This is a genomic window from Celeribacter sp. PS-C1 (assembly GCF_019429625.1).
GTDB lineage: Bacteria > Pseudomonadota > Alphaproteobacteria > Rhodobacterales > Rhodobacteraceae > Celeribacter.
This window is the reverse complement of sequence record NZ_JAHXRW010000002.1, coordinates 373,544-397,675: the sequence shown is the minus strand read 5'-3', so window position 1 is coordinate 397,675 and position 24,132 is coordinate 373,544. Positions and strand designations below refer to the sequence as shown.

Genomic DNA, 24,132 nt, shown 5'->3' with positions numbered 1-24,132 from the left:
AAAGCCGAGGCAATGCCCCGGCTTTCATCTTCCTCTGAGACAAAGTTCAGGTGATCACGTCGGGCGCATTCCGGCCCGTGCGGCTGCGAATTTCCGCCAGCTTATCCGCCGCCGAAATGATCCCCGACAGCGCGTTCTGCGGATTGTCCTGCAAAGACGCCGCATTGGTTTCGACCTTTTCGAGATAGACTCGGATCGTCGCCCCTTCGGTGCCCGTGCCCGACAGGCGGAACACGATGCGCCCGCCGTCCTTGAACAGGATGCGAACGCCCTGCCCCTCGGAGCGCGAGCCATCGACCGGATCGTCATAGGCAAACTCATCGGCGGCCTCAATGGTCATCCCCTCAATCACCCGCCCCGGCAGGTTCGGCAGACGGGTCCGCAGCGCGTCCATCAAGCCACTGGCAGCATCGCTGTCCACCGCCTCGTAATCGTGGCGCGAATAGTAGTTCCGCCCGAATTTCGCCCAGTGATCCGCCATGATCTCAGCAACACTTTGATCCCGCGCAGCCAACACGTTGAGCCAAAAGAGCACGGCCCAAAGCCCGTCTTTTTCGCGCACGTGATCCGAGCCTGTGCCCGCACTTTCCTCGCCACAAAGCGTCGCACGGCCCGCGTCCAGAAGGTTGCCGAAGAACTTCCACCCCGTAGGTGTCTCATAGCATTCGATCCCGGCGGCATGAGCCACACGGTCCAAGGCCCGCGAGGTCGGCATGGAGCGCGCCACGCCCTTGAGCCCGTCTTTGTAGCCCGGCACCAGAGTGGCATTTGCGGCCAGCACAGCAAGGCTGTCGGAGGGCGTCACATAGGCGTTGCGGCCGACGATCATATTGCGGTCGCCATCACCATCGGAGGCCGCGCCAAAGTCGGGCGCATCCGACGAGAACATCAGATCCATCAACTCCTTGGCCCAGATCGGGTTCGGGTCCGGGTGACCGCCGCCGAAATCCGGCGACGGAACGGCGTTGACAACCGATCCCTCGGGCGCGCCCAGAGAGCCTTCCAGAATGGCTTTCGCATAGGGGCCGGTGACCGCGTGCATGGCATCAAACCGCAGGGTGAACCCAGAGGAGAAAAGATCGCGGATCGCCTCGAAATCAAAGATTTCTTCCATCATAAGATGGTAATCAGCGACCGGATCGATCACTTCGACCTCCATGCCGAACATGGTCGAGGTGCCAAGCGTCGAGAGATCAACATCCTGCGCCTCGCAGATCGCATATTCGCTCAAGCTCTGGGTCTGCTCGTAGATCTTCTGCGTAATATTCTCCGGCGCGGGACCGCCGTTTGCGGTGTTGAACTTGACGCCGAAATCTTCGGTCGGTCCGCCGGGGTTGTGCGAGGCGGACATGATGATGCCGCCATTCGTTTGACGCTTGCGAATGAGGTTCGAGGCCGCCGGTGTGGACAAAAGGGCATTCTGACCGACGATGACCTTTTTCGCACCATTGGCCGCCGCCATACGCAGGATCACCTGTGCGGCGCGTTCGTTGAAATAGCGCCCGTCCCCGCCCAGAACATAGGTCTTGTCTTCCGCGCCGCCCGTGCCGTTGAAGATCGCCTGAACGAAGTTTTCGAGATAATGCGGCTGCATGAAGACAGGCGTTTTCTTGCGCAGCCCGGAGGTGCCGGGTTTCTGTCCTTCGATGGGGGTCGTGGCAACCACTTGGCGAGTCATGGCGTGTTGTTCCTCTCTTCGGTCTTTTGGTCGGTCTTATCGGTCGTTCTGGCGCATGATCTCGGCCACACGATCCAGTTTCTTGTGCGTGGCCAACGCCTTGGCGCCGCCGGGCAGTCTGAGCCGCCAGTTCGGGTATTCACTGGTGGTCCCCGGCAGGTTCTGTTGGTCCACCATATCAAGAATCACTTCGGCTTGCACCGCGACAAGTCGTGAAGGCGTGCGGGCCAGAAAGCCATGGAGCGCGTCCTGCCCCGTACTCAGCTCCACCTCGGGCAAGAGCCGGTCGATGGCGTCCACTTCGCGGGCGCGGTGATCTTGGTCCTTTGAGGTCTGAGCATTGTCGAGACTGCCGATACGGGCGCGTGCCGTGATGTCGGCTCCTTGACGCCAACCCATCCAGGTCGGCAAGTCGTGGGTCGAAAACGAGGCGATCGCGGACTCGTCATAATCTTGCTGCGGTTTGAATTCCGGGTCGTCCCATTGCCAGCGCTCGAACATCGCCACACGACAGCCCAAGACACCCGATCCGGCCAGCGCATCGCGCAGCCCGTCAGGAATATTGCCGAGGTCTTCGCCAATGATGATGCCGCCCGCCCCGCCATTGCCGCGCGCCGCCTCGATCCGGGCAACGGCCAGCATCGAGTCCCGCGGCATGGTCACATAGGAGCCGGGCGCGTTCTGCGGCACCCAGAAGGTGCGCTCGAAGCCAAGGATGTGATCGACACGCAGCATGCCGGAGACGCGGAGCTGCCGCGCGAAGGTTTCCGCCAGAGGCGCATAGGCCTTGTCCCGAAGCGTGATCGGATTGAAAGGTGCCAAGCCCCAATTCTGACCGTCAGCAGAAAAGGCATCGGGCGGCGCGCCCAGCGAGGCGCCAAAGGCAAAGCTGTCGCGATCCTCCCAAGTTTCCGCACCATGCGGATGGGTGCCGACCGCCAGATCGACGTAAAGCCCATGGGTCATCCCTGCCGCTTTGGCCTGCGCCTGCGCCTCCGTCAGAGCCGCTTCGGCCCGCCATTGCAGCCAGCTGTGAAACCCGATCTCGGCTTTCAACTCGGCACGTGCGGTGGTGCATTCCACACTTTCCGGGTCCTGATAGGCCTCCGGCCAACCCGACCAGAACGGACCAAAGCGATCCGAGAGGGCCTGATGCAGGGCAAAGGTTTCAAGCGAACGCCCCTCGGCCTCAAGATAGTCTGTGAACGCTTTGGACCCCTTGTCCTTTTCAAACGCGTCGCGCAGTGCCTGAAGCCGCGCCGGGCCGTCGTTTTCATAGTCCACAAGAGGGTTTGACGCCCCGCCCGAGGTCTTGAGATGCAGCACATTGAGGCGACGACGATGGGACGGCGTATAAGGACTAAAGAGACCCGGATCAGCGGGGAACCCCGCATGCACCGGGTTCATGCCCAGAAAACTGCCACCCCGCGTGCCAAGCCCCTGCACCAGCGGCAGAAGATCGTCGTAAGAGCCGATGCCCTTAGGAGAGAGTGCATACAGCGGCACGGTCATGCCCCATGCGCGTTCCGGCAAGGGAATGGTCGTGGGCGCGGCCAAAAGCGTGATCCGCTGCGCCCCGTGCGGCAGATCGGCCACAAGGTGATGGATGCCCAAAGGCACGACAGGCAGGCTACCAACGCCCCGCCCCTCGGTCTTTGTGCCATCTTCGAACGTCAGCCGCCATGTCGCCTCGCCAATGTCGACCCATGGCTTGGTCCCCGCCTCAAACACGATGTCCCAAGGCAGCCAGGCGTCGCCTGCCTCAAGTTGCGCACGGGCTTCGGCCTCTGTATCGGCCTTGATCCCAAGCGCGGCCAAAAGTGCCACGGCGGTCTCCACGGAGGTCTCGTGATAGGTGCCCATCTGATCGTAGTAATTCGCGTGAATGCCACGGGCGTAGGCCAGTTCGAGGCGCAGATCAGTCATTATAGGCCTCCAGTTCCAGAACCAATGTGCTTTCGGCTGCGGCCTGTATCATCGGTGCATCGACCACTTCGCCGTCGATCTCAGGATGCGCCGTGTCAATCCAAAGCCGCCAGCGCCGCCCATCCGGACAGGCGGGAAGCTGCACCGGCACAGATGGACCGCGGTTGAAGATCAGAAACAACGCCTCTTCGCGCTGCGCGTAGGCTGGCGTGCCAGAAGCAATGCGCATTTCGACGCAAAGCGTTTTCAAATCGGACCAGGCCCAATCCGCATCTGTCATCGGCGCGCCATTTGCCCGCCACCAGAACAGGTCCTCGATGCCATCTACGATGCGCTCGCGGGCGTGCAGAAAGCGTTTCTGACGCAGGATCGGGTGTTCGCGGCGAAAAGCGATCAGGCGGCGCACGAAGTCGAGGAACTCGGGATCGGATTGCGACCAGTCGATCCAGCCGATTTCATTGTCCTGACAATAGGCGTTGTTGTTGCCCTTTTGGCTGTTGCCAAGCTCATCGCCCGCCAAGAGCATCGGCGTGCCCTGCGAAAACATGACGGTTGCCAAAAGGTTGCGCCGCCGTTGCGCGCGGGCAGCTAAGATCGCCGGATCGTCCGTCGGCCCCTCGACGCCCATATTGTCGGAGGCATTGTCGCCATGACCATCGCGGTTGCCCTCGCCATTGGCCTCATTGTGTTTCTGGGTGTAGCTCACAACATCCGTGAGCGTGAACCCGTCATGGGCGGTGACAAAATTGACGGAGGTTGTGGCAGGCCGCCCGGAATGGTCAAATTGCAGGGCCGAGCCGGTGATGCGGTCGGCCAGCACCGCGACATGCCCCGCGTCGCCGCGCCAGAACCGCCGGATGCCGTCACGAAACTTGTCGTTCCACTCCAGAAACGGCGGCGGAAAACCCCCAACGCGGTAGCCACCGGGGCCAATATCCCAAGGTTCGGCAATCAGTTTGACACGGGTCAGCACGGGGTCCTGACGGATCGCATCGAAGAAAGACGCACCGCGATCAAAGCCCGTCGGCGTGCGGCCAAGCGTGGTGCAGAGATCAAAGCGGAAGCCGTCGACATGCATCTCCTCGACCCAATACCGCAAGCTGTCCAACACCATGCGCAGCACCATCGGGTGGTCGATGTTGAGCGTATTCCCGGTGCCGGTATCGTTGATGTAATAGCGCGGATTGTCACTGAGGCGGTAATAGCTTCGGTTATCAAGGCCCCGGAACGACACGGTAGGTCCCAACTCATTGCCCTCGCCGGTGTGGTTGTAGACCACATCCATGATCACCTCGATGCCCGCGGAATGCAGCCTTGCGACCATGTGTTGGAACTCGGCAATCTGGTCATGAGCGAGGTAACGCGGATCGGGCGCAAAAAAGCCGAGCGTTTGATAGCCCCAATAGTTCACCAGCCCCTTTTCGACCAGAAACCGGTCGTTGAGAAAGGCCTGCGCAGGCAAAAGCTCGATCGCCGTAACACCGAGTTTCACCAGATGCTCGAGAATGGCATCAGAGGCGAGGCCTAGGAATTTGCCCTTGTGTTGAACATCCGGGTGGAGCTGCGTGAGGCCTTTGACATGAGCCTCATAGATCACAGAGCGCGAAATGCGCGTACGTGGGGCCTTGTCCCGGCCCCATGCGAACAGCACATCTTCAACAACGCAGCGCGGCATGTAGCGCGCAGAGTCGCGTTTATCGAAAGACAGATCGGCCTCTTTGTCTCCAACCTTGTAGCCCATCACCGCGTCATGCCAGTCAAGATGTCGCGTCAGCCGTTTGGCGTAGGGATCAAGCAGAAGCTTGTTGTAGTTGAACCGGTGCCCCTCATAGGGCGCATAGGGCCCATCGGCGCGCAGCCCATACATCTGACCGGGCCGTAGACCCGGCACATAGCCGTGCCACACGTCGCCGTCGCGTTCCGGCAGATCTAGTCTGTGCGTCTCCGTCCGACCGTCCTGCGAAAACAGACAGACAGTGATGCGATGCGCATGTTCAGAAAACACTGCGAAATTGACGCCCTCGCCATCGAACGTCGCACCCAAAGGTGCGGCATGACCGCTGAGGATCGTCAAAGAACTCATGCGCGAGCGCCCTCGCTCTCTGGTTCGAGCATCTGTTTGAACAAGGCGGCATAGGCCTTGGCCGAGGTGTCCCAGCCGACGGGCTGCGCCATGGCGTTTTTCATCATCTGCGGCCAGACATCCGCGTCACGGTAGAGTTCGCAGAGCCTCACCAGCCCCATCGACAGCGCTTCTTTGGTCAGCGGATAGACTTGCAAACCGGTCGCTACGCCCGCAGAGAGTGCCGCCGGGTTGGCGTTGATCACCGTGTCGGCCAGACCGCCGGTGAGCGTCACCACCGGGATCGTGCCAAACCGCAGACCGTAAAGCTGGGTCAGCCCACAGGGCTCAAAGCGCGATGGCACGAGGATCGCGTCCCCGCCCTCAATGAGGCGCCGCGCGAAAGCTTCGTCATAGCCGATACGCACGGCCACACCCGGATATTTCAGCGCCGCATCGCGAAACGCCGCCTCGAAATGCGGCTCGCCCGAGCCCAAGAGCGCCAGTTGACCGCCCTGCTCCAACAGGCTCGGCAGCGCGTCAAGTAAGAGATCAAAGCCCTTTTGTCCGGTCAAACGCGAGATCACGACGCACAAAGGCCCGTCACTTTCAGGCAGATGCAACTCCTCGCGCAGTGCCGCCTTGTGCTTGTCCTTGCCCTTGGGCGTCTTGTAGGACGGCTTCCAAAGATCGAGATCGATGCCGTTGAGAATGCCGGAGAAATCGGCGCCGCGAGAGGCCAGAACCCCCTCCATGCCCAGACCGAAAGCCCCGTCCATCAGTTCGCGCGCATAGGTCGGCGAGACGGTTGTGACCTTGGTCGATGTCATGATCCCGGCCTTGAGCGTTGAGATCTGGCCCCAATATTCATAGCCGCTCTCGGTGAATCCCTGCTGCGGCAGACCCAGAGTGCCGATCATATCAGCGCCGAAACAGCCCTGAAACGCGACGTTATGGATGGTCATCAGCGTCTTGACCCGCTCCGCTGCGCCCAGCTCGCGCAGGTAGATCGGCGTCAGACCGGCCTGCCAGTCATGCATATGCACCGCCTGCGGGAACCAGTCTTCGATCCCATGCGCGGCGATCATCGCGGCTGCCAATGACAGCGCCGCAAAGCGTTGCGCATTGTCGCCCCAATCATGCCCGTCGGGGCCGATGTATAGCGAGCCGTCGCGATCAAAGAGATGCGGCGCGTCCAAGATGTAGAGTACCTGATCGCCAAGCGACCCGCGCCGAACGCGAGCGAAACCGCCGAAGAGGTCCCAGACCTCGAACACCGTCTCCGCCTCGGGTTGCGCCGCCAAGACCGCACGATAGCCCGGCAAAAGCGTGCGCATGTCGACGCCCAAAGGTGCCAAAGCGCCGGGCAAAGCGCCCGCGACGTCGGCCAAGCCGCCGGTTTTCACCAGCGGCACACATTCCGACGTCACAGAAAGAACGCGGATCATCGCCTCAGCTGCCATTACCCTCTGGCCCTCGCGTCGATCATCTCCTGAGTGATCAGGGTCACGCCACCGGGCGAAACGCGGAACCACTTGGCATCTACCTCCGGGTCCTCACCCACGACGAGGCCCTCTGGCACCTGCACACCTCGATCAACCACCACGTTTTTCAACCGGCAATGACGGGCAATATTGGCTTTGGGCAGCACAACGGCGCGTTCGAGAGAGGAATAGGAATTGGTCATCACATGGGTGAACAGAAGGCTCTCGCGGATTTCCGTCCCCGAAATAATGCAGCCGCCCGAGACCATGGAACTCACCGCAGAGCCCCTCCGGTCCGGTCGGTCGTGGATGAATTTTGCCGGTGGGGTCAGTTCCGAATAGGTCCAGATCGGCCAGTCGCGGTCCCACAGGTCCAGTTCCGGGGTGAAATCCGTCAGGTCGATATTGGCCTTCCAATAGGCGTCGATCGTGCCGACATCACGCCAATAGGCCGGCGCCTCCGCGTGACGCACGCAGCTGTCGGTAAAGCGATGCGCTTGCGCCTTGCCTTTCGACACCAGCTCCGGGATCAGATCGTTGCCAAAATCATGGCTCGAATGCGGGTCTTCCATATCGGCCAAAAGGCGTTCGCGCAGGAATTTCCAGTTGAAGACATAGATGCCCATTGAGGCGAGCGACTTGGTCTCATCTCCCGGAATAGAGGGCGGGTCAGAGGGCTTTTCCAAGAACGTGGTGATGCGGTCTTTCTCATCGACCCCCATGACACCAAAGGCCGAAGCCTCTTTGCGGTCCACGGTCAGACAGCCGACCGTGACATCGGCGCCAGTGTCCACATGCTGGCGGATCATGATTTCATAATCCATCTTGTAGATGTGGTCGCCCGCGAGGATCAGGATGTAATCCACGTCGTAACTGTCGATGATGTCGATGTTTTGCGCCACCGCATCCGCCGTGCCGCGATACCATGTGCTTTCCTCGTAGCGTTGCGAGGCTGGTAGGATGTCGAGAAATTCGTTGCGCTCGGCGCGGAAAAACGTCCAGCCGCGCTGGATGTGGCGAATGAGCGAATGCGCCTTGTATTGCGTGGCAATCGCCATCTTTCGGATGCCGGAGTTGAGCGCGTTGGAGAGGGCGAAGTCGATGATCCGGGTTTTACCGCCGAAATATACCGCCGGTTTCACCCGTGCGTTGGTCAGCTCCTTGAGCCGCGAGCCGCGTCCGCCCGCGAGCACGAAGGCGACGGTGCGACCAGAGAGCCTGTTGCGCGTATGTGGCATCTGTTTCTCCTCTCACGTGGCCCTCTCGGGTCACGTCCCTTCCTGAATGAAAATCAATGTCGACAGCGGCGGCACGCAAATTGTGGCCGCGGCAGGTTGCCCCTGCCAATCCTGATCGTCGAGACGGGTTGCGGTGATGCCGCCCATATTCCCACGACCGCCACCGCCATAAGTCTCTGAATCCGAGTTCACAGCCTCGCGCCAGCGCCCCTCTGTGGGGAAGCCGAGTTTGTAGGCCATCCGCTCAACCGGCGTGAAATTACAGACCACGACCACTTCCGGGTCGCCGGGTTTACCACGGCGGACCCAAGCATAGATCGAGGCTTCGGCATCGTTGGCCTCGATCCACTGGAACCCGTCGCCCTCGCAATCCTTGGCGTAAAGTGCGGGCGTGCCCTGATAAAGATGGTTCAGATCGCGCACGAGGTTTTGGACACCTCTGTGCATATGATAGCCGAGACAGCCCCATTCGATCTCACGCTCATGGTTCCACTCCTGCCATTGAGCGAATTCCTGCCCCATGAACAATAGCTTCTTGCCCGGATGCGCCCACATAAAGCCGTAGTAGGCGCGCAGGTTGGCGAATTTTTCCCACTCATCCCCCGGCATTTTCGAGAGCATGGATTTCTTGCCGTGCACCACTTCGTCGTGGCTGATCGGCAGGATGAAATTCTCGGAAAACGCGTAATGCAAGCCGAAGGTCATCTGATGGTGATGGTATTTGCGATGCACCGGTTCACGGGACATGTAGTCCAGCGTGTCGTTCATCCAGCCCATGTTCCACTTATAGCCAAAACCGAGCCCGCCTGTCTCCACCGGCGCCGAGACGCCCGCATAGGCCGTGCTTTCTTCAGCCACGGTCATGATCCCCGGCACTTCGCCATAGGTGAGCGTGTTCATGGTCTGAAGCATCGAGATGGCTTCAAAATTCTCTCGTCCGCCCTGCGCGTTCGGAATCCACTGGCCCTCTTGGCGCGAGTAATCGCGGTAGATCATCGAGGCGACCGCATCCACACGCAGCCCATCGATATGATATTCCTCGAACCAATAGAGCGCATTCGACGTCAGGAAATTCGCGACCTCGGTGCGGCCGTAATTGTAGATCAGCGTGTTCCAGTCCTGATGGAAGCCCTCGCGCGGATCGGCATGCTCATAAAGCGCGGTGCCATCAAACTGGCCCAAGCCATGACTGTCCGTCGGGAAATGCCCGGGCACCCAGTCGATCAGGATACCCAGCCCCGCCTCATGCGCCGCGTTCACAAGATCACGGAACTCATGCGGTGGACCGAAACGCACGGTCGGCGCGAAAAGGCCCACCGGCTGATAGCCCCATGAGCCATCAAAGGGATACTCCGAGATCGGCATCAGCTCGATATGGGTGAACCCCATCTCTTTCGCATAATCCACCAACTCGACCGCCGCCTCTTTGTAAGAGATCGGGCGCGCACCGTCGTCTTTGTGCTTCCAAGAACCAAGTTGAACTTCGTAGATCGAGATCGGCTTGTCGCGGGTCTGAACCGACTGGCGGGTCTCAAGCCATGCCTCATCGGACCAGCCATAACCCGAAATGTCGCGCACCACAGAAGCCGTCTCCGGCGGGTGCTGGCTGCCGAACCCCACGGGGTCGGCCTTAAGATGCACATCGCCATAGGCGCCGATCACCTCGTATTTGTAAGACGTGCCCTCGCCCACGCCGGGCATGAAAATTTCCCACACCCCCGTGGCCCCGCGCCGCCGCATGACGTGGCGGCGCCCGTCCCAGGCGTTGAAATCGCCGACAAGAGAGACACGGCGGGCATTGGGCGCCCAAACCGCGAAATGCGTGCCCTCTGTACCTTCATGTTCCATCACATGAGCACCAAGCGCTTTCCAGATGTGGTGATGCGTCCCCTCGCCCAAAAGGTATTCGTCGATCTCGCCCAAAACCGGACCAAAACGATAGGCATCCTCGACAGTCCAGACCACATCCTCGTGACGACCTTCGAGCGTGTAAGGCTTTGTTCCGGAAACCTTTCCATGGAACAGCCCCGCATAGCCCGTCACGGGCGCGAGCGGGTAACGCTTGCCGCCAGAAAGTGCCGTCATCTCTTCTGCGCCGGGATCAAAGGCGGTCACAAAACGCACGCGGCCTTTCTTATGCGGCCCCAAAATGGCGAAGGGATCGTCGAAACGTCCTTCGCAGATTTGGGACAAAATCTTCGCCTCTGCGACGTCGTGGTCTGGTGCCAGGGCCATGCGAAATTCCTTTGTTCATGGCAAGCTTAAAGGATTCTGACCCCCGCACAATCCTTTGATTTTACGCGAGAAGACTTTCAGCTCCCCAAATATCGCACATGTAGCCGCGAATTGTGCGATCAGAGGAGAACCAACCTGAGCGCGCCGTGTTCAGCGCCGCCATTTTGGCCCAAGCCTTGGGGTCCAGATAGGCCTTGTCCACCTCCCGTTGGGCGCGCCAATAGTCGGTGAAATCGGAGCAAACGAGAAAGTAATCCGACCAGGTCAGGTTGTCTGCGATATGCGTATAACGGCCCGGATCTTCGGGGCTGAAGGTGCCATCACGCAGCGCCTGTAGTGCGCGCCCCAGACGCGGGTCGGCATTGATCGCCTGTTGCGCATGGTCGTGGATCATCCGGCGCTGCATTACCTCTTCGGCAAGCATGCCAAACAAAAAGAAATTTTCCTTTCCGACGTGTTCGCGGATTTCCACGTTGGCGCCGTCGAGCGTGCCGATGGTGGGCGCGCCATTCAGCGCAAATTTCATATTGCCGGTGCCCGAGGCCTCCTTGCCCGCCGTCGAGATTTGCTCTGACAGATCGGCCGCCGGCACCAACCGTTCGGCAAGGGAGACATTGTAGTTCGGCAGGAACACGACCTGCAACACATCGCGCGTCGCAGCATCGGCGTTGACCAGTTTGGCGACGTCGTTGATCAGCCGGATGATGTCTTTCGCGAAATAATAGCCCTGCGCCGCCTTGCCCGCAAAAATCTTGACCCGCGGCGCCCAATCGGCGTTGGGGTTTTCCTTAATCTCCTGCCAATGGGCGATGGTCTCAAGGATATTGAGGTGCTGGCGTTTGTATTCGTGCATCCGCTTGATCTGGATGTCGAACATGGCGTCGGAGTTGAGTTTAAGCCCATGTGCCTCCGCCACATAATCGCAAAGCGCAGCCTTATTGGCGGCTTTCACCCCCATGAAACGGTCGAGCCAGCCCTGATCCTCGATGGAAGGTTCGAGTTTTTTCAGTAGCTCAAGGTCCGCGATCCACTCACTGCCGATGGTCTCGGTGATCAGCCCAGAAAGACCCGGGTTACAGGAATGCAGCCAGCGGCGCGGGGTCACACCGTTGGTCTGATTGACGATGCGCTCGGGGTGCAGCGCATTGAGCTCTTTGAACACGGTCTTTTTCATCAGATCGGAGTGAAGTGCTGAGACGCCGTTCACCTTGTTCGCCATGATAAAGGACAGCTCGCCCATCTTGACCTGACCATCCGAGCGCGACGACAGGGTGCGATGAGGATTGGCGCGGTAATGGGCGTCGTCGATGCGGTTGATGATGTCGATGTGACGCGGCAGAAGACGCCCGAACAGGCGTTCGTCCCAACGCTCCAAAGCCTCCGGGAGAAGCGTGTGGTTGGTGTAGTTGATACAACCGTGGACGATCTCAAGCGCGTCCTCAAAAGACAGGCCGCGTTCGTCATGCAGAATGCGCAACAGCTCAGGCCCGGCAATCGCCGGGTGCGTATCGTTGAGCTGGATCGCGATCTTTTTCGGCAGCAGTTTCAGATCGTTATGATGGCTGTCAAAGCGGCGCAGAATGTCGCGGATCGAGGCGGCGGAGAAGAAATACTCCTGTTTGAGGCGCAGTTCCTTGCCCGCTTCGTTGCTGTCTTCGGGGTAAAGCACGCGCGAAATGGTCCGCGCCAGCGCTTCGTGTTCGGAGGCGGCGGCAAAATCGCCGGAGTTGAACAGATCGAGGTCAAAGGGATCGACCGCGCGGCCCGACCAGAGCCTGAGCGTATTGGCCCAGCGCCCCTGCCAGCCGACGATGGGGGTGTCAAAGGCTTCGGCCTGAATCATCTCGGCGGGGCGCCAGATCGTCTTGCCGTTCTCATAGGCTACATCGCCACCGAACCCGATGTTGATGCGCACTTCCGGGCGCTCGAATTCCCACGGATGTGGTTCCTGCAACCAGGTCTCCGGGCTTTCGACCTGACGACCTTCGACAAAGCTCTGTTTGAACAGCCCGTTCTCGTAGCGGATGCCGTAGCCATAGGCCGGACAGCCCAGCGTCGAGAGGCTGTCGAGGAAACAGGCGGCAAGACGGCCCAAACCGCCGTTGCCCAGCGCCGCATCAGGTTCGTCGTCCAGAATGGTGCGCATGTCCATGCCGAAACTTTCAAGCGCCTCTTTTACTTCTTCGACCATTTCAAGGTTGAAAATGCCGTCTTCCAACAAGCGCCCGATCAGGAATTCCATCGAGAGGTAATAGACCCGCTTACCGTCTTGCTCATAGGTTTTGCGCGTCGAGGCCACCCAAGTGTCCACAATCCGGTCCCGGATCGCGTGGCTCAAAGCCATCCGCCAATCGAAGAACTGCGCATGCTCCGGGTCCTTGCCCATCGTGTAGGTGAGATGCTGAAGAAGAGCGTCGCGGAATTTCGGGGGCTGGACAGTTCGCGCCATGGATCACCTTATGACTACTGGAAAGAGAGGGGAGGAAACTCGTAAGACACTGTTTCCCCTACAGCTAAGACCCAAAGCCTATGCCATGGCAAGGCGTGCTCTCCGGATTTCTGGCGACGTGTCGACATTTGCATCCTAATCGAACATTTCGGGCCATATCCGCCGCCACATTCGCCCGTTCCCGCAGCAACAGCACGGCGAGCATGCCAAAACATTGCGCGGCATCGTCCCTCTGGGCCCCTTCCTAGGATCAGTTTGTGAATGTTTTATGCAGAGGATCTCGTTTTCGCCTCTCCGCGGCACCCAAAGGTGAGTACAGCACATGCTCTTGAACCCATCGCAATCGGTCGCTCATGATGGAACCAGCTTGCACCTTATGCCACGAGAAACGTTTCGCTTTTCATCGGAGTGATATAGAGAAAAATCAACTTAGGGTCGCATGGACCGCGCAAGAGCAGGAGAGCCCCATGAAAATCGAAGAGACAGGCTTGCAGGATGTGTTGCGTCTCATTCCGGCGCGGTTCGGGGATCATCGGGGTTTTTTCTCGGAAAGCTGGAACAAGGCGCGGCTTGAGGCCGAGGGTCTCACCCTACCCGAGTTCGTGCAGGACAATCATTCGCTCTCGCGCGAGGTCGGCACCGTGCGGGGCCTGCATTTCCAAAGCCCGCCGCATGCGCAGGGTAAACTTGTGCGCTGTGGCAGAGGCCGGATTTTTGACGTGGCGGTGGACGCCCGCAAAGGCTCTGAGACCTACGGCCAATGGTATGGCGAAGAGCTGACGTTTGAGAACGGGGTGCAGCTTTGGATTCCGGCCGGTTTCCTGCACGGTTTCATGACCTTGGAGCCTGACAGCGAGATCATCTACAAATGCACCGACCACTATGCGCCCGAGTGCGACGGCGCGGTGAAATGGGACAGCTGCGACATCGACTGGCCGCTGGACGGGATCACGCCGGTGATCTCGGAGAAAGACGAGAAAGCGCAAGAGTTCGCGGCCTTTGAGACGCCGTTTACGAAGGACAACACATGAAACTATTGGTGACGGGTGGCGCAGGGTTCATTGGCTCTGCGGTGGTACGATTGGCAATCTCACGCGGACATGACGTGATCAACGTCGATGCGTTGACCTATGCGGCCTGTCTCGACAATGTGGCCTCTGTCGCGGACAGCCCGCTTTACGCCTTTGAACAGGTCGATATTCGCGACCGTGCGGGTCTGGACCAGGTGTTCTCTCACCATAAACCCGATGCGGTGATGCACCTGGCCGCCGAAAGCCATGTCGACCGCTCCATCGATGGGCCGGGAGATTTCATCGAGACCAACATCACCGGCACCTTCAACATGCTGGAAGCGGCGCGCAAATATTGGATTGAGGCGGGCAAGCCGAAGGATTTCCGCTTTCACCACATCTCCACCGACGAGGTCTTTGGCTCTCTGCCCGCAGACAAATCCGTGCAATTCACCGAAGACACGCCCTATGACCCGCGCTCGCCCTATTCGGCCTCTAAAGCCAGCTCGGACCATCTGGTGCGCGCCTGGCATGAGACCTATGGCTTGCCTGTCGTGCTGACCAATTGCTCGAACAATTACGGCCCCTATCATTTCCCCGAGAAACTGATCCCGGTGATCATACTCAATGCTTTGGCCGGCAAGCCTCTACCGATCTATGGCGACGGGTCCAATATTCGCGACTGGCTTTATGTCGAGGATCACGCCGACGCGCTGTTGCTCGTGGTGGAAAAAGGCAAGATCGGACGCAGCTACAACATTGGCGGCGAGAATGAGCGGAGCAATCTGGAGCTGGTGCAGACGCTTTGCGCCATCCTCGATGAGACGCGCCCGAAGGACACCGGCTCCTACGCCGATCAGATCACTTTCGTGACGGATCGCCCGGGCCATGATGCGCGCTATGCGATCGATCCTACCCGCATCCGCGAGGAGTTGGGATGGCGCCCTTCCGTGACCGTCGAGCAGGGCTTGCGGCAGACGGTCGAGTGGTATCTCGGCAATGAAGACTGGTGGCGCGCCTTGCAGGACCGCCACGGCGTAGGTGAACGTCTGGGAGTAAAGGTATGATTGTTTTCGGAAAATCCGGGCAGGTGGCGACAGAGCTTGCGCGCCTGTTGCCAAATGCCACCTTCTTCGACCGCAACGAGGCCGATCTAAACGATACCGCTTCCTGTGTGCAAAAAATCAGGGATCTCAAACCCGATGCCGTGATCAATGCCGCGGCCTACACCGCCGTCGACAAGGCCGAAGAGGAAGAGGACCTCGCCCACCTGATCAACGCCGCCGCCCCCACCGCCATGGCCGAGGCCTGTGCCGAATTGGGCACTCCTTTCGTTCACATCTCGACGGATTACGTGTTCGACGGATCTGGCGAGACCGCCTTTGCGCCGGATCGCGCTACCGGGCCTTTGGGCGCCTATGGCCGCACCAAACTTGCAGGGGAAAACGGCGTGCGCGCGGCAGGCGGCGCATTCGCGATCCTGCGCACCTCTTGGGTGTTCTCGGCGCACGGCAATAATTTCGTCAAGACCATGCTGCGCCTCGCCGAGACCCGCGACACGCTGACGGTGGTCTCAGATCAGATCGGCGGCCCGACCTCTGCGCGCGCCATCGCACATGCCTGTGTCACCATCGCCGAACGATTAAAACGAGACGAGGGCATCGCTGGAACCTATCATTTCAGCGGCACCCCGGACGTGAGTTGGGCCGACTTCGCCCGCGAGATTTTCGCCCAAAGCGGCAAGCACGTCGTAGTGCAGGACATCCCAAGCGCAGACTATCCGACGCCCGCTGCACGCCCTGCCAACAGCCGCCTCGACTGCCGCACAACCGAGGCCATTTTCGGCATCCCACGTCCCGACTGGCGCGAAGAGCTTGGCCTCGTGCTGAGCGAGTTGGAGGTCCAAAAATGACGACACGCAAAGGTATAATCCTCGCCGGTGGCTCCGGCACGCGGCTTTATCCGCTGACCATGGCCGTCTCGAAACAGCTCATGCCGGTCTATGACAAACCGATGATCTACTACCCGCTCTCGGTCCTTATGCTCGCAGGCATTCGCGAGATCGCGGTGATCACCACACCTGAGGATCAGAGCCAGTTCAAACGCCTCTTGGGCGACGGCAGCCAATGGGGCCTGTCACTCACCTATATCCCTCAGCCCTCCCCCGACGGTCTGGCGCAAGCCTATCTTTTGGCCGAGGATTTTCTCGATGGTGCGCCGTCTGCAATGGTTCTGGGCGACAATATCTTTTTCGGTCATGGGCTGCCGGAAATGTTGGCCGCCGCCGATGTGCGTGACTCAGGCGGCACGGTCTTTGGCTATCACGTCGCCGATCCCGAACGCTATGGCGTGGTAAAATTCGACCGCGATGGCACGGTTGAGGAGATCATTGAGAAACCCGAGGTGCCACCGTCGAATTACGCCGTCACCGGGCTCTATTTCCTCGACGGCGATGCCCCGCGCCGAGCGCATGAGGTGAAACCCTCCGCCCGAGGCGAATTGGAAATCGTCACACTTTTGGAAAGCTATCTCAAGGACGGCACGCTGTCGGTCGAGCGCATGGGGCGTGGCTACGCTTGGCTCGACACCGGAACCCATGGATCGCTTCTTGACGCAGGGAATTTCGTGCGCACGCTCGCTCTGCGGCAAGGGATGCAATCGGGTTGCCCCGAGGAAATTGCCTACACCCAAGGCTGGATTGACGACGCGCAGATGGCCGAACATGCCGAGCGCTTTCAGAAAACCGCCTATGGCACATATCTTAAGACGCTGATGAGCCAGAAGCAGATCTGACCCCCGTTTAGTGTGCTGTCACACCTCCGGCAGTGGCGGGTTGGTTTGCTCCACCACCGCTTCCATCGCAACGAAGGTCGAGGTGGATTGCACATGCGGCAGGCTGGAAATCTTGCGGCCCATGACCTCGCGATAGGATTCCATCGAGCCGGTGCGCACCTTTAGAAGATAATCGAAATTGCCCGCGATCATGTGGCATTCGGCAATCTCCGGAACGTTTTTCACCGCCGCGTTGAATTTGCTGAGCGCCGCATCGCGGGTGTCATCCAATTTGACCTCGACAAAGGACACATGGCTCAGCCCCAGCCGCTGCGTCGACAGGATCGCGCGATAGCCGACGATGATCCCGGCCTGCTCCAGCGCCTTCACGCGCAGCGCCACCGGGTTCTTCGACAGACCAACCCTTTGGCTCAACTCGGTTAACGACATCCGGGCATCGGTTGCGAGACAGTCGAGAATCTTCCGATCGTAGCGATCCAACTCTTTTTCCATTGCACCACAAAATCCATGTTCTTTGGTCACTTTGTCATGCTAATGATGCGATATTGGGAAAAATAGCAAGTTAAAATCCTGTATATTGAGTGAAACGCACCCTCTCTTTATAGGATTACGCAGATGGGCCACCCGCTTTCTCTGACGGACTTGATGTCCTCTCTGTCCACCACCAAATTCGCGCCCGAAGCCGATGTGCTGGACGCTCTGATCCGTGAGGCCGCCCTGCCCGAGGCGCAGCGCGCCCAAATAACAGCCCGCGCCACCGAGCTTGTCCGCCGCATCCGCAAAGAATCCTCGCCCACGCTGATGGAACATTTCCTCGCCGAATACGGCCTCTCGACCCGCGAAGGCGTAGCGCTCATGTGTCTGGCCGAGGCGATGCTGCGCGTGCCGGACCGCGAGACCATTGACGATCTCATCGAGGACAAGGTGGCACCGTCCGATTGGGGAGAGCACCTCGGGCATTCGTCCTCTGCTATGGTCAACGCCTCAACTTGGGCGCTGATGCTGACGGGCCGTGTGCTCGATGACGAAAAGCCGGGCCAGAAATCAAGCGTGGCCGGGACACTCCGCGGCCTCGTCAAACGCATGGGGGAGCCGGTGATCCGCACCGCCGTCTCCCGCGCGATGAAGGAAATGGGTCAGCAATTCGTGCTGGGCCAGACCATCGACGCCGCCATGACCCGCGCCAAGGGGCAAGAGGCCAAAGGCTTCACCTACAGCTACGACATGCTAGGTGAAGCGGCGATGACCCAAGCGGACGCCGACGCCTATGCCAAGGCCTATTCCGACGCGATGACGGCGATTGCCAAGGGCTGCACCAAAGGCTCCGTCGCCGACAACCCGGGCATTTCCGTGAAGCTCTCCGCGCTGCACCCGCGCTATGACGTCGCGCAAGAGGCCCGCGTCATGGCCGAGCTTGTGCCTGTGCTGCGCGACCTCGCCCGTCAGGCCCGCGCCGCTGGCATGGGGTTCAACATCGACGCCGAGGAACAGGCGCGACTCACGCTGTCGCTCCGCGTCATCCGTGCCGTGCTGGAAGATGAGAACCTGGCCGGATGGGACGGCTTTGGCGTCGTCGTGCAAGCCTACGGCAAACGCGCAGGTCTTGCCCTCGACTGGCTCTATCAGACTGCAGAAGAGCTGGACCGCAAGCTCATGGTCCGCCTCGTCAAAGGTGCCTATTGGGACACAGAAATGAAACTCGCGCAGGTCGAGGGCCATCCCGGTTTCCCGCTTTTCACCACCAAGGACGCGACCGACGTCAGCTACATCGCCAACGCCAAGAAACTCTTGGGCTACAGCGACCGGATCTATCCGCAATTCGCCGGGCACAACGCGCATACGGTGGCCGCGATCCTCGAACTCGCCCGCGAAGCCGGAAACCCCGCATTTGAATTCCAACGTCTCCACGGCATGGGCGAGCGCCTGCATGACATCGTGCTGAAAGACGAAGGCACGCGGTGCCGCATCTATGCCCCCGTCGGCAAGCATCAGGACCTTTTGGCTTATCTCGTGCGGCGTCTGTTGGAGAATGGCGCGAACTCATCTTTTGTGAACCAGATCGTCGATGAAAGCGTGACGCCCGAGGAGATCGCCATCGACCCGTTCGTCTCCGTCCTCGACGCGCAGGCGCCTGCTGGCCTCGTGCAGCCCTCCGAGATTTTCGGCCGGCGTGAAAACTCCGAAGGTTTCGACCTCAAAGACGAGGACACGCTGGCCCGCATTGAGGCTGCGCGTGGGGCCGCCTTCGACTTGAACGCCGCGCCGATGATCGCGGGCGAAGCCACTGGCACGTCCACCCCGGTCGTTAACCCGGCCAACGGCGAGACCGTTGGCGAGGTTGTGCAGGCCGATGCAGAGACGGTGTCTCTCGCTTTGGACGCCGCAGCCCTTTGGGACGCCCCCGTGGCTGAGCGCGCCGCCGTGCTGCGCCGCGCCGCCGATCTGTATGAATCCAACTTTGGCAAAATCTTCGCCGTTCTCGCGCGCGAAGCCGGTAAGAACCTGCCCGATGCCGTGGGTGAGCTGCGCGAAGCGGTAGATTTCCTGCGCTACTATGCCGACGAGGCCGAGCGCCGCCCGAACTCTAAACCTCTCGGACGTGTCACCGCAATTTCCCCGTGGAACTTCCCGCTGGCGATCTTCACTGGGCAAATCTCCGCCGCGCTCGCCATGGGCAACGCGGTTCTGGCGAAACCGGCCGAGCAAACCCCGCTGATTGCCGCACTGGCCGTAGGTCTCTTGCATAAAGCGGGCGTGCCGGTGACGGCGCTGCAACTTCTGCCCGGCGATGGCCCGACCGTGGGCGCAGGACTCACCTCGGACGCGCGCATCGACGGCGTCGTCTTCACCGGCTCGACCGAGACGGCGCAAATCATTCGCCGCGCCATGGCCGCCAACCTAGCCCCTGGCGCGCCACTCATCGCGGAAACCGGCGGGCTTAACGCCATGATAGTCGACAGCACCGCCCTGCCCGAGCAAGCCGTGCGCGACATCGTGGCCTCTGCGTTTCAATCGGCGGGACAACGCTGTTCGGCGCTCAGATGCCTCTATGTGCAAGAGGACATTGCGCCCGCCCTCATAGAGATGATCAAAGGCGCGATGGACGAGCTGTCCGTTGGCAACCCTTGGCTGCTTTCGACCGATGTCGGCCCGGTCATCGACCGTGAGGCGCGCGATCAGATCACCGCCTATGTCGATGCTGCCGGCAACCGCGTATTGCACCGACTGAAGGCCCCTACCGAGGGCACCTTCGTCGCCCCGGCGCTCGTTCAGGTCGAAGGCATCGAGAGCCTCGAGCGCGAGGTCTTTGGCCCGGTGCTTCATATCGCGACTTATAAGGCGCGCGACTTGGGCAAGGTGATCGAGACGATCAACGCCACCGGCTATGGTCTGACCTTCGGGCTGCACACGCGGATCGATGATCGGGTGCAACAGGTCTGCGATGCGCTCAATGTCGGCAACCTCTACGTGAACCGGAACCAGATCGGCGCCATCGTCGGCTCGCAACCTTTCGGCGGCGAAGGGCTGTCGGGCACGGGGCCGAAGGCCGGTGGTCCGCTTTACCTCAACCGCTTCTGCGCCGCGCCTGCCGGGGCCTCCACTGAAACATGGGACAAAGCCACCGATGCTGCGGCCCTTCAGCGCGCCATCACCGCGACGCCGCTGTCCGATGAGCCTCTGTCCAAAGAGCAATTGCCGGGACCGACGGGCGAAGCCAACACGCTTTCGACCCATTCCCGCCCGCCGTTCCTCTGTCTGGGACCGGGGCGCACCACAGCAGAAGCGCAGGCCAAGGCGATCACCGATCTGGGCGGCCTCGCCGTCGTGGCCGAGGGCCTCGCCCCCTCTCACGCTCTCAAAACCATCGACGGCTTCGGCGGCGTAATCTGGTGGGGCGATGCGGACAAAGCCCGAGCCTACGGCCAAGCCCTGTCGCAGCGTCTGGGTGCGATCCTGCCGCTCGTGACGACGACACCGGATGCTGCTCATGTGCTGCATGAACGTCACCTCTGCGTCGACACAACGGCGGCGGGCGGCAACGCCGCGCTTTTGTCAGGCGAGGCGTGATCGCCGGACAACCTAAGTCCAAACAGGCCTGAAGATCTTGTTCCCCCTTGTGCAGCCGATCCGCTGCGCAAGGGGACTTTTTTCTGTTTACGCCATAGGACGGCTCAGATCCGCTCAATCCGCGCGGGCAAGCCGTGGCGCACCGCCGTGCCCGACACCGGATCGACCCAGACGCCAGCCTTTGCACGTGTCGGGTCCAACATGCCCAAATCGTTCAAAAGCACGCCTGCCGCCAGTCGCGGATCGCCCGGCATGGTCTCGCCGTCAATTGTGATGTCCTCAGCCCCAAAGCCCCGATGTCCAAAGCCATGTTCAATCGCCACCGTGTCGGGCGCGACGCCCGCCCGTACCACAGCGACACTTTCCAAGGTGCCGCCCGGCGTGGTGAGCCGGATCATGTCGCCGGTCTGAATACCATGCGCCGCCGCCAGATCGCGCCCGATGTTCACCGGATTTGACGCCACGATGCGCAGCAGGGATTTCGCGCCGACGGAATAGGAATTCTGCAGCGGAGATTTGAAGCTGATCACCTGAATGGGCCAGTCTTCGCGCGGGTAGTGATCGCTGACGTTTGAGCCGTCAGAGAACTCCGGCGCGCGCCAGGCGGGCGTGCCCGGAAGCCGTGTGCCGGTGGTGGCGCGGCGAAAACTGCCTAAGCCCTCATTCCAGACCAGCATCGGCGGGTTGAAGGCATAGGTCGCCTTATCGCCCTGATAGCTGCGGGTGATGTTCTCATAGCGCCCGCCCTTGGCGAAAATCGTCGCGGCCTTGCGCCATTCCTCGGGCTTCAGCGTGGCTTTCAGATCATCGGCGATGCGCGCGACGTTGGAGAGTTCGATGTCCTCGTCGGTGGCATCCGACACCGGCGCGCCAATCATCGCCACATTCACAGCCCCGCGCAGATACCAATCCTCGGCGCGGTTCAGCGGGTGCAGAGTGCCCTCTGCGTCGGGAATGGCATTGTCACCAAAGCCCGGCAGGCCCATGCGTTTCGCGACCGCAATGAGGAAGGTCTCCATCCCCACCCGCTCGCCTTCGGCATTGGGGTCCATCTTCGGCTCAATGACCGGCCAACGGGCACAGGTCGCCTTTGTCGCCACTCCGCCCCAGGGCTTGGTAAAGCCCCAGGTTTCATACATCACCGAATCCGGCACGATATAGTCGGAGATCGCGGTGCTCTCATTGATGAACGGGTCGATGGAGATGATCAGAGGGACCACGGCGGGGTCTTTCATCTCTTCGACCAGATGCGCCACGCCGGGGACGCCGTAAATCGGGTTGGTGTTGCGGAAAATGAGCGCTTCGGCCTTGTACGGATAGCCGGTGACGAGGGACGACATCCACTCGGTCGCAAGCCCCGGCGCGTTGGGATACCAGGGCGCGTCCGCCGGATAGGCGGCCCCTGCGGCTTTTTTCGCTTTGAATTCAGAGGTTTTCTCGTAAGGCACGTTGCGCCCGAAGGGCAGGCCCTTGGCCTTCACGGCGCCGGGGAAACTTGCGAGATCGTAAGCGGGGCCCTTGTTTTCGGGGAAACCGCCGCCCGCAATCATAGTCCCGCCTTTCCAGTTCAGATTGCCGATCAGCGTGTTGAGCATCATCAAAGCATAGGCGTTGTAGAACCCCGAGCCGTTCATCATGCCGCCATGGGAACTCACGGCGGCTTTGCGCCCGTGACTGGTGAATTCGCGGGCCAGATTGGTGAGTTTATCGACCGGAATGCCGCAGTCTTTGGAGTAGGATTCCATGTCCTGCGACATTGCCTCTTCGCGCAGCAGCGTCAGCGCGGTTTTCACCGCGACAGGCCCGTTTTGGGTCTCGGCCAGCCCCTCGTGGAACAGAGGGGCGGCCGAGGTGCCGGCAGGGACAGGGCCGGTAACTGGGCCGGTATCGGAAGAGATCATGAAGGGATCGGTCTCGGAATAGGCCTCGCCTTCGATCGCGAGCCCCATATCGGACCCGCGCAAGCAGTGGCCAAAGCGCGGATGATCGGCGTCCACAATCACAAGATGGGTGGCATTGGACCAGCTCATCTCACCCGCCGCCTCCGCCGCCGCTTTCGAAGGCTGCGCCAGATATTTGGCGTCATAACGGTCGTTTTCGAACATCCAGCGGATCATCGCCATGGCCATCGCGCCGTCCGTGCCGGGTTTGATCGCGAGCCAGCGCGCGCGCTCGCCCGAGGGGCCGTTTTGAGCGTTGTTGAGGATCGGATCGACCACGACATAGCTCAGATTGCCATCGGCACGGGCCTTGGCCACCAAAGTGCCGATGCGTTTGAACGGGTTTCCGGCATTGCCGGGTGCGGTGCCCGCAAAGATCACGAATTCGACGTTGGAGAAATCGGGTTTGGCGTGCGGCATGGCTTTGAAATCGCCGAACATCGCGCCCGACCCGGAGCGGTAGGCCCCGCCGCAATAGCTTCCGTGGCGGGTGAAATTGTTCGAGCCATAGCTCTGTTTCAGCCAGCGCAGCACGAAATTGTCCCGCCCGTCATCGACGCAATTCATCCAGACGAGGTGGTTGGCACGCGAGCCGAACTCGGGCGCGCCCTCCAAGGCAGGTGCCTCAAGATCGCGGATCTCGCGCAGACCGGCGACCCGGCCTTCACCAAAGAGATCGCCGCCTTCGGTGACCTCTTCGACCAGTTGCTCGAAGCTGATCGTCTGCCATTGCCCGGAGCCACGCGGCCCGACACGTTTCAAAGGTTTCAACACCCGGCGGGGATTGTCGACCTGTTCCAGTACCGCATTGCCGCGCCCGCAGGCCGTCGAGCGACGTGTCAGCCCCTGCCCCGGCCCGGCCTGCGCCATGGCGGCAAAGCTTTCGGCCACGGAGGACTCGTAGGGGATAAAGGGATCGGTGCTCATCGGCGAATAGGGATTGCCCGCGACGCGCAGCACTTTGTTTTTGGCCTTGTCGACCCGCACCCGCACGCCACACATGGTCGTGCAGCCGATGCACATGGTATAGCTCATCGCCTGATTGGGGTTGAGCGTCACATCGCCTGTTTCGGGATCGACGGAGAATTCCGGCGGGATCGAATTGCCCACGACATGTGCGTCGCGGGGCTTTTCGCCGGACCATTTGCCTCGGGCGAGTTTCTGGACGGTCTCGGCATAGCCTGCCCCGAATGTGCCAAGCGCACCTGCGGCTGCGACACCTTTGAGAATATTGCGACGGTTGGTCATG

General features: G+C 60.7%; 14 protein-coding genes. 5 read left to right on the top strand and 9 right to left on the bottom strand.

Annotation, left to right across the window (positions count from 1 at the left end):
• Nucleotides 1-46: 46 nt before the first annotated feature.
• From J5Y17_RS04505 to J5Y17_RS04475, 7 genes are all read right to left on the bottom strand, one after another.
• A complete protein-coding gene (locus tag J5Y17_RS04505) occupies nt 47-1,678 on the bottom strand; it encodes an alpha-D-glucose phosphate-specific phosphoglucomutase (RefSeq protein ID WP_219784003.1) in 1,632 nt (543 codons plus the stop codon).
• 36 nt (nt 1,679-1,714) lie between these two features.
• Nucleotides 1,715-3,604 carry a 4-alpha-glucanotransferase gene (gene malQ, locus J5Y17_RS04500; RefSeq protein WP_219784002.1) on the bottom strand — a complete coding sequence of 630 codons (1,890 nt, stop codon included), beginning with the start codon at nt 3,602-3,604 and terminating at the stop codon, nt 1,715-1,717.
• Complete coding sequence (gene glgX, locus J5Y17_RS04495) at nt 3,597-5,687, bottom strand: glycogen debranching protein GlgX (RefSeq protein ID WP_219784001.1); 2,091 nt, start codon at nt 5,685-5,687, stop codon at nt 3,597-3,599. Before glgX ends, malQ begins: the two co-directional genes overlap by 8 nt.
• A complete protein-coding gene (gene glgA, locus J5Y17_RS04490; protein WP_219784097.1) occupies nt 5,684-7,114 on the bottom strand; it encodes a glycogen synthase GlgA in 1,431 nt (476 codons plus the stop codon). The genes glgX and glgA overlap by 4 nt, the downstream gene beginning before the upstream one ends.
• A 14-nt stretch (nt 7,115-7,128) precedes the next feature.
• Nucleotides 7,129-8,388 (bottom strand): glucose-1-phosphate adenylyltransferase, encoded by a 1,260-nt coding sequence (gene glgC, locus J5Y17_RS04485; RefSeq protein WP_219784000.1) that lies wholly within the window; start codon nt 8,386-8,388, stop codon nt 7,129-7,131.
• A gap of 30 nt (nt 8,389-8,418) precedes the next feature.
• Nucleotides 8,419-10,623 carry a 1,4-alpha-glucan branching protein GlgB gene (glgB, locus tag J5Y17_RS04480; RefSeq protein WP_219783999.1) on the bottom strand — a complete coding sequence of 735 codons (2,205 nt, stop codon included), beginning with the start codon at nt 10,621-10,623 and terminating at the stop codon, nt 8,419-8,421.
• A gap of 61 nt (nt 10,624-10,684) precedes the next feature.
• Entirely contained in the window at nt 10,685-13,072 is a 2,388-nt protein-coding gene (locus J5Y17_RS04475; protein ID WP_219783998.1) for a glycogen/starch/alpha-glucan phosphorylase, read from the bottom strand.
• 467 nt (nt 13,073-13,539) lie between these two features.
• On the opposite strand from J5Y17_RS04475, the gene rfbC reads away from it, so the two are divergent.
• Genes rfbC through rfbA form a run of 4 tightly spaced genes read left to right on the top strand, consistent with a single transcriptional unit; the run spans nt 13,540 to nt 16,875 of the window.
• Nucleotides 13,540-14,103 (top strand): dTDP-4-dehydrorhamnose 3,5-epimerase, encoded by a 564-nt coding sequence (gene rfbC, locus J5Y17_RS04470; RefSeq protein WP_219783997.1) that lies wholly within the window; start codon nt 13,540-13,542, stop codon nt 14,101-14,103.
• On the top strand, nt 14,100-15,149 hold the full coding sequence (gene rfbB / locus J5Y17_RS04465; protein WP_219783996.1) for a dTDP-glucose 4,6-dehydratase: 1,050 nt from the start codon (nt 14,100-14,102) through the stop codon (nt 15,147-15,149). The genes rfbC and rfbB overlap by 4 nt, the downstream gene beginning before the upstream one ends.
• Nucleotides 15,146-15,994: a dTDP-4-dehydrorhamnose reductase gene (gene rfbD, locus J5Y17_RS04460; protein WP_219783995.1), complete on the top strand. Its 849-nt coding sequence runs from the start codon at nt 15,146-15,148 to the stop codon at nt 15,992-15,994. Before rfbB ends, rfbD begins: the two co-directional genes overlap by 4 nt.
• Complete coding sequence (rfbA, locus tag J5Y17_RS04455) at nt 15,991-16,875, top strand: glucose-1-phosphate thymidylyltransferase RfbA (protein WP_219783994.1); 885 nt, start codon at nt 15,991-15,993, stop codon at nt 16,873-16,875. Before rfbD ends, rfbA begins: the two co-directional genes overlap by 4 nt.
• 18 nt (nt 16,876-16,893) lie before the next feature.
• Here rfbA and J5Y17_RS04450 read toward each other — a convergent pair whose 3' ends face one another.
• On the bottom strand, nt 16,894-17,367 hold the full coding sequence (locus tag J5Y17_RS04450; protein ID WP_219784096.1) for an Lrp/AsnC family transcriptional regulator: 474 nt from the start codon (nt 17,365-17,367) through the stop codon (nt 16,894-16,896).
• Between the two features lie 123 nt (nt 17,368-17,490).
• Here J5Y17_RS04450 and putA point away from each other — a divergent pair, with 123 nt between their 5' ends.
• Nucleotides 17,491-20,943, top strand: coding sequence for a bifunctional proline dehydrogenase/L-glutamate gamma-semialdehyde dehydrogenase PutA (gene putA, locus J5Y17_RS04445; RefSeq protein WP_219783993.1), 3,453 nt, complete (start codon nt 17,491-17,493; stop codon nt 20,941-20,943).
• Between the two features lie 104 nt (nt 20,944-21,047).
• Here the strand turns inward: putA and J5Y17_RS04440 are convergent, their stop codons facing one another.
• Entirely contained in the window at nt 21,048-24,131 is a 3,084-nt protein-coding gene (locus J5Y17_RS04440) for a molybdopterin dinucleotide binding domain-containing protein (protein WP_219783992.1), read from the bottom strand.
• Nucleotide 24,132: the final 1 nt, after the last annotated feature.

Bases quoted from the DNA above. Each gene is read 5' to 3' on its own strand.
- J5Y17_RS04505 (WP_219784003.1), bottom strand. From the start codon at position 1,678: ATGACTCGCCAAGTGGTTGCCACGACCCCCATCGAAGGACAGAAACCC.
- malQ (WP_219784002.1), bottom strand. From the start codon at position 3,604: ATGACTGATCTGCGCCTCGAACTGGCCTACGCCCGTGGCATTCACGCG.
- glgX (WP_219784001.1), bottom strand. From the start codon at position 5,687: ATGAGTTCTTTGACGATCCTCAGCGGTCATGCCGCACCTTTGGGTGCG.
- glgA (WP_219784097.1), bottom strand. From the start codon at position 7,114: ATGATCCGCGTTCTTTCTGTGACGTCGGAATGTGTGCCGCTGGTGAAA.
- glgC (WP_219784000.1), bottom strand. From the start codon at position 8,388: ATGCCACATACGCGCAACAGGCTCTCTGGTCGCACCGTCGCCTTCGTG.
- glgB (WP_219783999.1), bottom strand. From the start codon at position 10,623: ATGGCCCTGGCACCAGACCACGACGTCGCAGAGGCGAAGATTTTGTCC.
- J5Y17_RS04475 (WP_219783998.1), bottom strand. From the start codon at position 13,072: ATGGCGCGAACTGTCCAGCCCCCGAAATTCCGCGACGCTCTTCTTCAG.
- rfbC (WP_219783997.1), top strand. From the start codon at position 13,540: ATGAAAATCGAAGAGACAGGCTTGCAGGATGTGTTGCGTCTCATTCCG.
- rfbB (WP_219783996.1), top strand. From the start codon at position 14,100: ATGAAACTATTGGTGACGGGTGGCGCAGGGTTCATTGGCTCTGCGGTG.
- rfbD (WP_219783995.1), top strand. From the start codon at position 15,146: ATGATTGTTTTCGGAAAATCCGGGCAGGTGGCGACAGAGCTTGCGCGC.
- rfbA (WP_219783994.1), top strand. From the start codon at position 15,991: ATGACGACACGCAAAGGTATAATCCTCGCCGGTGGCTCCGGCACGCGG.
- J5Y17_RS04450 (WP_219784096.1), bottom strand. From the start codon at position 17,367: ATGGAAAAAGAGTTGGATCGCTACGATCGGAAGATTCTCGACTGTCTC.
- putA (WP_219783993.1), top strand. From the start codon at position 17,491: ATGGGCCACCCGCTTTCTCTGACGGACTTGATGTCCTCTCTGTCCACC.
- J5Y17_RS04440 (WP_219783992.1), bottom strand. From the start codon at position 24,131: ATGACCAACCGTCGCAATATTCTCAAAGGTGTCGCAGCCGCAGGTGCG.